Origin of the sequence: Cryobacterium tagatosivorans (assembly GCF_004402215.1) — a bacterium.
Taxonomy (GTDB): domain Bacteria; phylum Actinomycetota; class Actinomycetes; order Actinomycetales; family Microbacteriaceae; genus Cryobacterium; species Cryobacterium tagatosivorans.
In genome coordinates this window covers 11,036-23,745 of record NZ_SOEZ01000071.1, presented here as the reverse complement: position 1 = coordinate 23,745, position 12,710 = coordinate 11,036, and the positions used below count along the sequence as shown (strand labels likewise).

The following is a 12,710-nucleotide window of genomic DNA, read 5'->3' as shown; positions in this document are numbered from 1 at the left end:
CCGTGGACGGGGCGCCGGGATTCGTTCACCGGGCTCCGCCGCGCCACCGTGGGGAGGAGCAGTGGACCCGTGGCGCGGGCGGCTGCGTCGAGCTAGCGCAGAACGAAGAACTGGTCGGCGATTTCCACCCGGGTGCCGCGGGGCACCCGGTACCGGCGGCCGGGTTCGCACCGCAGCGCCGCCTCGCCCGGGCGGCGGATGATCGTCCCGTTGCCGGAGAAACGGTCGCTCACCCAGAGCTCGCCGTCCTGTTGCCCGAACTCGAGGTGGCTCTTGGACACGGACATCCCGGTGTCGGAAATCTGGATCAGGTGATCGAAGACTTCGGACGGCTGCGGCAGCGGGCGGCGCCCGATCAGGCCGGTGCCGCCCACGGTTGCCCTCTCCCCCGTGCTGAATTGCAGGTCGAAAAGCGGCGCACTCGTCGAGGCAGGGACCGCGGGCGCCGTCACGGGCGCGCTCACGGGCGCCGTCACGACTGCCGTCAGGGGTGCCGCCTGCACGGGCCGAGGCAGGACCACGGCCGGCGACAGGTCGATCGGTTCGATCGGCACGTCGATCGGCACCGAGATCACCGTGGGCGGCAGCCGCTGGATGATCGTGGTGTCGCTGGGGCGCGGGTCCGGTCGCTTGCGCGTGGCCGGCGTCGCGGTGCTGGAGCTGCCGCATTCCCCGCAGAACATGGCGCCACCCGGAAGTTCCGCCCCGCAGATCCGGCAGTTCACGATCCGGCTCCCTCCGCGGTCCGTTTGGACGCCTCTCCAGAGTACCGGCCGAAGGAGCGCAGCGAAATGAGCGCCTTCACTCGCTCGAGGCGGCTGCTGCTCCCCCGGAACGAGGCGCGCAGTTCACCCACGGAATCCCACACGGCATCGGCGTCGGCGTGGGCCGGTTCGTCCGGTGAGTAGAGCGCACGATCGACCACGGATGCCAGGACGAGCGAACCCTGCCCGCCCACCGCCACGGCGAGCTCGGTCCGGGTGGCCGAACGAGGCACCGGCACGCGGAAGTCGATCGCTGTGTCGGCGAAGTCGCGCCAGCCGCCGCTGATCCGGTCGGCGGCCGCGGCGGCGGAGCGGCGCAGCCGGCTCCGCCGGAGTTTGGCCAGGGCGATCGCCAGGAACGGGGCGAGCACAACGAGCAGGCCCAGCAGGGTCCAGCCGAGCACGGTCACGGCGGCCAGCAGGAAGGCCAGGAGGGGGTGCATCGGCGCGGGCGGATCTTCGACCGTGCTCTCGGGTGGAGTGAGGTCTCCCGGTTCGGCCGCGTCGGGGGCGGGCGGCGGCACGACGGTCTGCGGCCGGGACACGACGGTGGGCTCGTCCGGCTGCTTCGGCGGAACCTCCCTGACGAGTGGGTTGGGGTCGATGGGCACCCAGCCGTCTGCGGCGGTCTGGACCTCGATCCAGGCCGAGATGTCCGAGCCGGTGACGGTCACCGACTCGTCGCCGCCGGCGTTCTCCGGCGCGAAACCGACGACCACGCGGCTCGGGAAACCCAGTTTCCTGGCCATCAGGGCGGCCGCGACCGCGTATTGCTCCTCGTCGCCGAGCATCGGCCGGTCGCCGAACAGCTGGGTGATCCGGTCGGCGCCGTGTCCGGATCGGCTGGCCGGTTCATCCGCCTTCACTCCGTGGCTGATGTAGCCGTCGGCCCGGAGGCCCGCCAGCATCGACTGGAGCTGCACACCGGGCGGGTCGCCGGCTCGCACGTACCCGTCCAGGGCCTGGGCGATCCCGTCCGGGACGACGCTGATCGGCGAGAGGACCTCGATGCCCGGCCGGGCTCCCGCGAGTTCGGCCGGCGGGCGCGGAAGGACCGATTGGCTGCGGTAGCTGTCGCCCTCCTGCAGGCCGCCGAGGACCGCCGCGGTTGTGCTGTTGTCGTTGTAGTAGAAGGAGTCGGCGCGCGCCGACGCCGACGCGCCGAGGAATTCGATCCGCTCGAGCGCACCGGCGCCGGGAACCCACACCCCTCGGTAGCCGACGACGGTGACGCTCAGCGTGAGCGGGTCGCCGTCGACCTGTGCCTGGTCGAGCCGGTAGGGCAGGCGGGTGAACGACCCGGAGGCGCTGCTGACGGTGTCGCTTCCGACCGAGTAGACGATGCCGTCGTAGCTGTCGAGCGTGGCGATCCGGAGCCTGCCGTCCTTGGGCAGTCCGGCCACGGTCAGCAGCGCGGTGTCGCTCTGCTCCGGCTGGAGGTAGCCGCGGAATCCGCTCAGCGGGCTGGGATAGTCGCGGGGGTCGAATGGTTGCTGGACCCGGGCCCGCAGCACGTCTCGGGGTTCCGAGACCGGGACCGCGATCGCGGCGGCCGTGCCGACGGCGATGGCCAGCGCCATGATCACCGCGGCGCTCGCGAGCCCCCGTGCGGCGGCGAGTGCCCGGTCGGCGGAGGACTCGAGGGTGCGGCGAGACTGCTGCGCGACGAGCCGCACCGCGGCGCGTCGTCGCTGCCAGTGGAACCAGAGCAGCCAGAAGAGCAGCACGACGAAGAGGCCGAGGCCGCGCCCGATCGCCGTGGTTTCCGCGGTCGGGCCCAGCCCGATGCCGGCGACGAACAGCGCGATCGGCGCGAGCAGGGCGAACTCGCCGATCCGCGACCGCAGCGCGGCGGAGAGCCCGATCACGCTCGTCAGGAGCACCAGGATGAACGCAGGCACGAGAAGGGACTGGTATGCCCCGACCGGAAGGACGATGGTGACCAGTTGCTTCCAGCTGAGGGCGGTGGCGGTGAGGAGCTCGAGCAGGCCGTCCACCGACGGCAGGACGCGTTCGATCGCCCGCCCGGGGATGGCCAGGGGCACACCGGCGAGCAGGTAGGCGGCCACGGTCACCAGCGCGACCAGCCAGGCGGGCCAGCGGAGGCGGGCGCCGGCGATGGCGATGGCGGCGCCCAGGGCGAAGGTCGCGGCCACGAGCACGATGAATTCGCCGCTCTGGTACACCGGCCACAGGGCCAGGGACGCGGTGGCCGTGGCCGCCATCAGCGCCAGGGTGTTGCCCGCGATGAATCCCCAGCCCGGACGAGGCCGCTCGGCGCTCATGCGCCGGCCGTTCGGGAGAGGCTTTTCTGCAGGTCGTCGAGGAAGCCGATGGTGAGCACGCTGAGTTCGGCCACGCGCCGGAGGCTGGGCACCGCCTCGGGGTCACAGACCACGGCGACGACCTCGACTCCCGCGGGGAACCGGGTCGACGCCGCCCGCAGCTCGGCCAGGGTCGCCCGTGACCCGCAGACCAGGAAGGCAACCGAGATCCCGGCCATGCTCTCGGCCGCGGCCCGGGCCAGGCCGGCCAGGGGAAGTGCCCTCGCCGACGTCTCCACCCGGCTCAGGTCGTCCAGCAGCCGAGTCCGGGTGAGCGTGCTCAGCGTGCGGAGGGCCGACCGCCGGCGCCTGCCCGATGCCCCGGTGGTCTCACTGGCGACGACCGACACCGTTCGTCCGTCGCGGATCGCCCGCACGCCCAACGATCCCGCCACGCTGACGGCCATCTCGAACTCGTCGTCGGACGCGTAGTCCGCTTCGGCCACGCTGAGCGCGACCATGAGGTGGCTCCGGCGTGTCTCCTCGAACTGGCGCACCATGTAGGTGCCGGTCCTGGCGGTGCTTTTCCAGTGGATGTTGCGGCGCTCGTCGCCGCGGACATACTCACGCAGCGCGTGGAACGACACGTCACTGCTGGTGAGGTCCCTGGTCGGGTTGCCCTCGAGGTCGCGGATGAATCCCGTACTCATGCTCGGGATCGGAATGGTCAGGGGGTGCACGAACAGCTCGATTCGTTCGGCCCAGACCCGCTCCCTGCGCACCAGGCCGATGGGGTCGGCGCGCACCGTGCGGACGGGGCCGACCGGGATCACCCCGCGGCGCCTCGTCGGAACGAGGAAGACGTCCTCGAAGTTGGACTCCCTGGCCAGGCCGGGCATGGCGAACTCGGCCAGCCCGGAGCCGACCGGCACCTCGACGTGGACTCCCGGCAGGCGACGCCTGGTCGGATTGCGCACGACCACCTGGCCGGGGACGCGGTCGCCGACGACGACGCGGTCGACCGGCATCGCCAGCGAGATGACGTAGGCGGTGCGACCGATCAGGTACCCGGAGGCGGCCCCGACCAGCACGAGTCCGGCCCAGCCGACGGCGACCAGTTCGGTCCAGCCGAGCGAGTAGCCGGCGACGAAGGAGAGCACGACGACCGCGAGGATGGACCAGCCGAGGGGTGTGACCACCGCGCCCAGAGCGCGCGCTGCCGTGCGGAGGCGTGCCCCCGAGCTGCGTGCGGCGTCGACCGTCCACGCAATCGAGTCGGCCAGACGGCCGTCCCGGGGAACAGTGACGGCCTGGCTCACACGAGCTGCCTGTCGCCGGGCGGCGGGGTCTCGATCAGGATCTGCGCGATCACACTCGACGGGGTGACCCCGTCGAATTCGGCCTCGGGGTCGAGCAGGAGACGGTGCGCGAGCACCGGTTCGGCGAGGGCCTTCACGTCATCCGGGATCACGTAATGCCTGCCGTTGGACGCGGCCAGCGTCTTGGCCGTGCGGATGAGGGCGAGCGCGCCGCGAACGCTCGCGCCGAGGCGCACCTCGGTCGCGTTGCGGGTCGCGTCGACGAGCCGGGAGACGTAGTCGTTGATGGTCGGGTCCACGTGCACCGTGCGCGCCAGCGCGGCGAGCTCGACGACGGTGGCGGCCGACAGCACAGGCGGGACCACCACGTCGTGGGCGCGCCGGTCGGACCCTTCGAGGATCCTGATCGTGGACGCGTGGTCGGGGTAGCCGATCGATGACTTCATGATGAACCGGTCCAGCTGGGCCTCCGGGAGTCGGTAGGTGCCCGCCTGCTCGATCGGGTTCTGGGTGGCGATGACCATGAACGGGGCGGCGACCGGGTGAGTGACCCCGTCCGTGGTGACCTGTCCCTCCTCCATCACCTCGAGGAGAGCCGACTGGGTCTTGGGGCTGGCCCGGTTGATTTCGTCGGCGAGCACGATGTTCGCGAAGACCGGTCCGCGGTGGAAGTCGAAGGAGCCGCTCCGCTGGTCGTAAATGCTCACGCCGGTGATGTCGCTCGGCAGCAGGTCGGGCGTGAACTGCACCCGGTTGCTCGTGCCGCGCACGCTCTGCGCGATCGCGCGGGCGAGGGAGGTCTTGCCAGTGCCGGGAACGTCCTCGAGCAGCAGGTGACCTTCGCTGAGCAGCGCCGTGAACGACAGCCGGATGACGTGGGCCTTGCCGAGCAGCACCTGCTCGACCCCGCGCACCAGCCGGTCGAAGGCCTCGGCGAACTGGGTGGCCTGCTCCGGGGTCATCGTCATTGCGTGTTCTCTTTCGCTGGTGCGCATCGCGTTGGTGCTCGTCGAATTGGTGTTCATCTGTCGTAGTCGTAGCTGTGATCGGTGCCGCCGATTCTGACCGTGACCGTCAGCCGTACTGTACCTGCTGGGGCCGGGGCCGGCAGGACGCAGGAGTTCGGTGAGTCGGCATCCGACACCGACGCGGGGCCGTCAGCGGGCACGGAACAGCGGAAGCGGGCCGGCAACAGGGGCCCGTTGTCGGGGCCGTTGGTCCAGCTGAAGACCCCCCGGGCCTCGTCGTAGGCCAGCCCGGTCACCGCGAAACTGACCGACTCCTCCGGCGCCGTCGACGTGGCCGACCAGTCACCGCACGACCCCCACGGGGCGCAGGCCTGGAGCTGGAAGCCGACGATCTCGCCGAAGGGACGGTCCAGGAGCTCGCGCGGCCAGCCCTGTCCGTCGAATCGCACCGTCGGCCCCGTCCCGTCGCCGGAGCGGATGTTGTAGTGGTCGATGCCCGCCGAGGGACTGACCCGGGTGACGTGGAAGTCCCAGGCGTCGTCGCGCGACTCCATCGCCCCTCGCACATCGGTGATCGTTCCCGGTGCCTCGCGCACCCGCACGGTGGCCACCGGGGTGTGCGCGCAGCCCGCGCGGTTGTAGCCCCAGACGATGAAGTCGTAGGTGGCGTTGGCCGCCAGCAGGTTCTCGAAGGCCACCGAGCGGGTTCCAGCCGACACGGCGACCTGCTCCTCGACCGACCCGCCGGCCTGCGGCGGGTCGAGGCGACCGGGCGCCGGGGAGCTCACCGAGCACGCCTGCGCGCCCGTCGGGACGATGTCGCTGCTGAGCCGCTGGACGATGTACCCGTCGATGGGGTCGCCCCGGCCGTCGAAGGCGTCCCAGGACACCATGACGGTTCCGTCGGAGTCGGAACCGGTGGCCGAGATCCCGCCTGCCCTGGCCGGGCCGAAGGGGCGTCCCGTGCCTGCCGAGGTGGACCAGGTCGACAGGGCCGGGTAGGCATCGTTGCGCGCGCTGACCGTGTAGGCGACGTCCGCGCCGTTGCCCAGGCCCGCGACGTCGATGCTGCAGGAGGACGCGTCACACTGCGGTCCCGTGGCGCTCACTTCGCCCTGGGGTGTTCCGCCGACGGTGACGACATAGCCGCGGACGGGCGTTCCTCCGCCGGATGCGCCGACCGCGTCCCAGCTGAGGCGCAGCCCGCCCTCCAGCGGCGCGGCGGCGAGCCCGGCCGGGGCCGGCGGCACCACGTCGGACCAGACCGGATCGGCCAGAACGGTGGGCACGGACAGCCCGATCGCGTTCCGGGCGGCGACGGAGACCCGCACGGAGTGCCCCTGGCCGTTGCCCGGCGTCGGGATTTCGCAGGCGGTCGAGGCGCACAGCACGGTGCCGGTCGACGCGCCGGAGTCGACGTCGACCAGAGTGACCTCGTACCCGGAGATCGGCGAGTTGTTGGCGGCCCCGGCGTTGAAGGAGACGGACAGCCTGCGGTCGCCGAATCCGGTCACCCGCAGGTTCGTGACCGGGTCCGGCTTGTCCTGCACGGAAATCCGGACCGTGCCCCAGGCATACCGGTCAGGGTCGCCGGTGGCGTCGGCCACCTGGTATTCGAGGTTCGTGTCGACGGGAGCGGCCGTGTCGGAGACCGTCACGGAGAGGCGGCTGCTGTCGGCGCTCCGGCTGATCGCCACACCGGCCGGAAGCGAGGCCCGGTCGAGTCCGCGCACCCCGACCACGGTCAGCGGGGTCGCCGGGAACGGGTTGGTGGCGCCGTCGTTCGCCAGCACATCGACGACGGTGGTCCGGCCCCGCGGGGCGATCGCCGCATCCCTCGCCGGAACGGCGATCGGCCGGGTCGATCCGACGACGCGCACATCGATTCGGCCGGCCTTGCCGGTGCTGAGGTCGTCCCGGACCCCGATGGTGAGCGCGCTCCGGGCGCCCTTGGGTGTCTTCAGCGCGGCGCGCACGGTGAGCATCCGGCCGTCGACGGAGTAGCTGAATCCGGTGGGTTTGGGTTCGAGGACCGTGTAGGCGAGCTCCGCCCGGTCGTCGGGGTAGGGGTAGGCGGTGAGCTTGCCGAGGTCGATGACCCTGGTCTCGTCCGGCTCGATGTCGAGGACGGCGCCATCGAAGGCCGGCGGCTGGTTGGTCCGCGGCGTCACGGTGATCGGCAGGACAATGGTGGCCGTGCGGCCGCCGCGGTCGGTCGCGTCGGAACCGTCGGTCACCTCGAACGAGATGGACGCGGGACCGTAGTACTTGTCGGCGCTGGTGAAGACCAGCCGGCGATCGCCCGAGACGAGGCTCGCCCCGTCGGAGTGGGTGGCCTGCACCGTGCTGCGGTCGGTGACCTTCACGCGCTTCCCGCCGACCGCGACGACGTAGTCGTTGATGTCGATGGTGAGCGTCGACTCGCTCGGGATGGTGAGCGCCGGCGCTCCCCTGCGCAGCTGCGGGAGGGCGTCGTCATAGCCGGGCACCCAGATGAACGCGTGGGCGACGATTGACGGGTCGTCGGGGTGGCTGACCGAGAACGGGATGATCTGGCTGTCGTTGCCGATGCTCACCCGGATGCGCTTGGCACCGGTCACCCGTGCGTGGTCGCCGAACCCGGGCAGGACGGACACGTCGAGCTTGCGGGCCGGGGCGTCGGCGAAGAACACGTTCGCGAGCACATCGACGTCGATCGTCTTCCGGTCAAGCACGTCGGACAGCGTGAGCCGGGTGTCGCTGGCGTCCGGCCTCGACAGCGGCGCATCCGCTCGCACCACGACGGTGAGGAAATTGGAGCTGGTGCCGCCCCGATCATTGCTGATCTCGTAAATGAAGCCGAAGCGGCCCTCGGTCTTCGGCGCGGTCACCGCGACCACGTCGCCGTCGACCGCCGCCTCGCCGAGGTCGCCGCTCGGGGTGACGTCGGTGATCGTCAGTGCTCCGCCGTCGGGGTCGGAGTCGTTGCCGAGGACCCGGACCGAAACGGTGCTGCCCGGGCGGACAGTGACTTCGTCGGGGGCCGCGACGGGGTTGCGGGCACCGTCCAGGCGCGGGCTGATGCCCACCCTGATCGTTCCGCTCGCCCGTGCCCCCAGGGCGTCGACGACTGAGTAGGTGAAGGTGTCCGTTCCGGCGGAGTATTCCCCGGAGGTGTATTCAATCGAATCGGAGCCGCCGGTGGTGACCGAGCCCTTCTCCGGGTTGGTTTCCTGGCCGAGCAGCTGGACCGAGTCGCCGTCCGGGTCGATGCCGGAAAGCGGAATCGGGATCCGCACCGTGTTCCCGGCCAGGACCCGCGCGATCACGGTCTTCGGCACGGGCGGGTTGTTGGACTCCTCGTCGGCTTCGCGCACGGAGATGCTCACCTCGGCGCTGGCGAACTGGCCGTCCGGCGCGTTGACCCGGTAGACGGCGGTGAAATTGCCGGCCGTTCGCGGCGCCAGGTAGCGCAGCACGCTGCCGGAGGCGAACAGCACGCCGGCGCCGCGCGGCAGCGCAGCGTCGAGCGCGGGATCCAGCGTGAGGGTCTCGCCGTCCGGGTGCTCGTCGTTGGCCAGGACCGGGATGTCGATGGCGTCGCCGACCCGCACCGAGATGGTGTCCGCCGTGGCGATGGGGGCCTGCTTGCGGGACGGCTCCGCGATTTCGACGACGGTCACCGTTCCCTCGGCTTCGGCCAGGCCGTTGCTGACCCGGTAGCCGAATGTCACCTGCCCGGCTTCGAGGGGCTTCGTGAGCGTGAGCCGCAGCAGGCGCTGGTCGAGGACCTCGACCCGGATGCCGCTGGCCGGCGGCACAGCCATCGTCCCGGTGACGAGCAGCACCCCGCCGGCGGGGTCGAAGTCGGTGGCGAGCACATCGACGACGGTCGAGTGGCGGCCGCGGATGAACGCCGTGTGCGGCACCGTGACGGGTTTCGTGTTCGACTCCGGCGCTGGGATGACGTCGATCCGCACGCGTCCGGTCGCCGTGGTCCGGCCGTCGGTCACCGCGTACTCGACCTCGTGGGTGCCGACGACGTTGCTGGTGAAGCGGAATGTTCCGCCGTCGAAGGACGGTGTCACTGTCGCGTCGGGTTTGGCCGGGACGCTGCTCAGGCGAAGCGGGCCGGAGCCACCACGCACGTGCAGCAGCGGTGACACGGTGACCTCTCGTCCCGCGGCGGCCAGCACGACGAACGGCTCGGTGACGATAGGCACGGCTCCGGCGGGGCGAACCGTGACGGCCAGCGTTCCGGCGCCCTCCATCCGGCCGTCCGACACGACGAGGCCGACCTGCTTGACCTCGCCTCCCCCGCCGGCATCCGTGTAGACGACGGAACCCTCCGGGGTGAAGCTCGCCTGGTCGGGAAGGGGAGCCGTCGCCGAGGTGAGGTAGAACGGATCGCCGTCCGGATCGACCCAGTCGCCGAGGACCTGGCTGGTGACCCGGCCGCCCAGCTGCACCGTGGTCCGGGTCGGCCTGGCCTGCGCGGGGGGCGAGTTCTCGTCGTCGGCCCTAACCACGACCGTGACCGTCGCCGACGCGGTGCCCCCTCGGCCGTCATTGACCGTGTAGCCGAAGCTCAGGCGACCGGATGCCGTGGGCGGCAAGGTCAGCTGCACCTGTTGGTTGTTGCCGATCAGTTCGAGTCGTCCCGTTTCGTGCGGGATCCGGCTGAGCGAGGCGATCACGAGCACGTCGCCGTTGGGGTCGTAGTCGTTGAGCAGCACCGGCAGCGTGACGGCCCGGCCCGGCCGCGCGCCGAAGGCGTCGTCGATCGCCACCGGCGGGACCTGCGTCTTCTCGAATTCGGGCGCGCTGTCGTCCCTGGTGTCGTCGACCCGCTGCTGGTCGCGAACCGTTTCGATCAGTTCGTCCCAGTTGTCGATGAGTTCGTTGCCGTCCTGGACGGCCCAGGCAGCACCGTTGCGGGCGTCGTTGAGCAGCACGGCGGAGCCGTTCAGGCGGAACCCCAGCCTGGCGTCGCCGGCGACCCCGGCGAGTGTCGCGGTTGTGCCTTTCCGGGCCTCGCCGGCGCAGGAGCGCCAGAGCGTGCCGTCAGCCCAGGCCGCGTAGGAGCACTTTCCGGCCGAAGCCGGCGCCGCGGCGTCCCCGGTGCGCCGGGCGACCAGGATGGACGGCTCGCCGCCGGAGACCGGGACCCCGATGAGCCCTCCACGGTGCGCGATCAGCACGCGGTCTCCCGCGACCGCCGCCTGCTGCAGCAGTGGACCGTCCGCGAGGGCGATCTCCGCGGAGAGGTCGACCTTCTGCCCGGGCAGGTAGAGCTGCCTCGTCGTCTCGTTGAGGAGGGCCCAGCGCCCGCCGACGCTGGTCAGCTGGTAGCCGTCGTCCCCCGCTCCGGCCTTCAGCGAGACCGTGGAGACAACCGCGTCGCCCTGGGTCGCATCGACCCGGGACAGGTCGCCGGTCGCCGGCGTGAACGCGAAGAACACGCCGTCGGCGTCCATGCTGGTGACCGAACCGGCGCCGAGGGCGAGGGTGGGTTCCGCGAGGCTGTCGAAATCGGCGAGCGCGGCTGCCTCGAGGTTCCACATGTTGCCGTCGGACGTGATGACGGCGCGGTCCCCGGCCAGGTAGACCGCCGGTTCCACCGGCGGGAGGGGAACGCTGTCGGCGACGGTGGCCGTCGCCGGATCAAGGATGTCCATGGAGCTGTTGCCGCGGTCGATCACGAGCACGGTCGCGCCCTGCTGGCGCACGTCCAGGCTGGAACTGCCCGACTCGACCACCGTGTTCAGTTCCCGCACCGCGGTGTTGGCCCGCCCGACGACCTGGCGGGACTCATTGGTCACCCAGACGGCCGCGTCGCCCAGGTCCAGCCGCTGGGCGGTGTAGCCGCCCGAAACCACGGCGATCCCGGCGATCAGCGCCGCGACGACCGTCCCGCTCGTTGCCGTGGCGACCAGGGAACGGTGGGTGGCGAGCCACCCCCTCACGGTGCGCCTTCGGCGGTTTCCACGCACTTTTCACCGCTGGGCTCGCCCGGCTTGCCCTCGCGGTTCACCGTGACGGTCACGCAGACGTTGGCCCGCCCGGTCGCGTCAACGCTGAACTCGGTGCCCTTCTGCCTGCTCTCCTCGCCCGTGCGCAAGGCCACGACGTAGCTGTCGCCGGGACGCAGGCCGGGGTCGGACCAGGTGAAGACCACCGTGCCCGAGTCCAATCGGCCGGTGACCTCGCTGACGGCGGGGATGTCGGCCACGTCCTGCTGCACGAGCAGCGTGGCCGCCGCCGCGGAGAGCCCCACCACGAGCAGGGACGCGGCGATCAGCGCCCCCATCAGGCGGCGGCGCCCACCCTGCGGGTGGATCCGGGTCTGGGAGACGCCGGGAGTGCTGCGGCTGTGCAGAAGCTGCGCTTCGCTCCTCGGACCGGCGGCGGCCTGCGGCTTGCGGCGGCGACGGGCCGAGTGCGGGTCGATGGAGTTGACGCCGCTGACGCGCGTGCGGTCATCCGGGTCGGCGAGGGTCGCCTCGGCCCAGTCGTCCATGGCCACCTCGAGCGGCGTCTGCGCCAGCCCGAGGTCGGCCTCCACCGACTGCAGCTCCCGAATGAACTCCAGCACGGTGCGCTGCCGGGAGCCTGGTCGCCGCGACATCGCCCGGCCGAGGACGATTTCGAGCCGGGCCGGCACGTCGGCACGACTGATGGCAGGGACCTTCCCCTTCGCGATGCGGGACATCAGCGCCGCGGAGCTGTTGTCGGCACCCGGCTGCTCGAACGGGGAGCGCCCGGCCAGGAGCGAATAGACGGTCGCACCGAGCGACCAGACCTCGGAGGACACGGATCCGGAAATCTCGTCGAGCAGGACCTCTGGAGCCGACCACGGGATGGAGAGCCCCACGGCGTCCTGCGACTCCGCTTCACCCAGGGTCGCCGCGATGCCGAAGTCGGACAGGACGGGGTGGCCGTACGCGGTGACCAGGATGTTCGACGGCTTGATGTCGCGGTGCAGGATCCCGAAACGGTGGGCGGTCTCGACGGCGCTGGCGATCTTGATCCCGATGCGCAGCGCGTCCGGCACAGAGAGCGGCTCGTCCCGGTAACGCTGGCTGAGTCCCCCAGAGCAGTACTCCATCACCAGGTACGGCCGGCCGTCGGCGGACAGGCCGGCCTGGAAGACGGTGAGGATCGACGGGTGGGAGCTGAGTTGGGCCATGACGTTCGCCTCGGCCTGGAACAGCTGGCGGACCTGGTCGTTGACGATCGCCGAGAGCAGCACCTTCACCGCCACCTGGCGCCTGGGCATGTTCTGTTCGTAGAGGAAGACGTCGGCGAATCCGCCGGATCCGAGCACCCGGACGTAGGAAAAGCCCGGCAGATTGGGCGGCGCGGAGGGCAGTCGTCGTGCCATTTTTTCGCCTCCCCGCCTGTTCGTCACCCCGG

The 12,710-nt window shown here is 71.2% G+C and carries 6 protein-coding genes; all 6 read right to left on the bottom strand.

All coding sequences use genetic code 11. From position 1 onward, the window contains the following. Positions 1-92: 92 nt before the first annotated feature. Genes E3O23_RS14645 through E3O23_RS14620 form a run of 6 tightly spaced genes read right to left on the bottom strand, consistent with a single transcriptional unit; the run spans position 93 to position 12,678 of the window. A complete protein-coding gene (locus E3O23_RS14645) occupies positions 93-725 on the bottom strand; it encodes an FHA domain-containing protein (RefSeq protein WP_241983493.1) in 633 nt (210 codons plus the stop codon). Continuing rightward, entirely contained in the window at positions 722-3,049 is a 2,328-nt protein-coding gene (locus E3O23_RS14640) for a transglutaminase-like domain-containing protein (RefSeq protein ID WP_134492244.1), read from the bottom strand. The genes E3O23_RS14645 and E3O23_RS14640 overlap by 4 nt, the downstream gene beginning before the upstream one ends. After that, a complete protein-coding gene (locus E3O23_RS14635) occupies positions 3,046-4,347 on the bottom strand; it encodes a DUF58 domain-containing protein (protein WP_134492242.1) in 1,302 nt (433 codons plus the stop codon). The genes E3O23_RS14640 and E3O23_RS14635 overlap by 4 nt, the downstream gene beginning before the upstream one ends. Then, complete coding sequence (locus E3O23_RS14630; RefSeq protein ID WP_134492286.1) at positions 4,344-5,315, bottom strand: AAA family ATPase; 972 nt, start codon at positions 5,313-5,315, stop codon at positions 4,344-4,346. Before E3O23_RS14630 ends, E3O23_RS14635 begins: the two co-directional genes overlap by 4 nt. Before the next feature lie 53 nt (positions 5,316-5,368). Beyond that, positions 5,369-11,260, bottom strand: a complete 5,892-nt coding sequence (locus tag E3O23_RS14625) for an Ig-like domain-containing protein (RefSeq protein ID WP_134492240.1) — start codon at positions 11,258-11,260, stop codon at positions 5,369-5,371. Continuing rightward, positions 11,257-12,678 carry a serine/threonine-protein kinase gene (locus E3O23_RS14620; protein ID WP_134492238.1) on the bottom strand — a complete coding sequence of 474 codons (1,422 nt, stop codon included), beginning with the start codon at positions 12,676-12,678 and terminating at the stop codon, positions 11,257-11,259. The genes E3O23_RS14625 and E3O23_RS14620 overlap by 4 nt, the downstream gene beginning before the upstream one ends. Positions 12,679-12,710 lie beyond the last annotated feature (32 nt).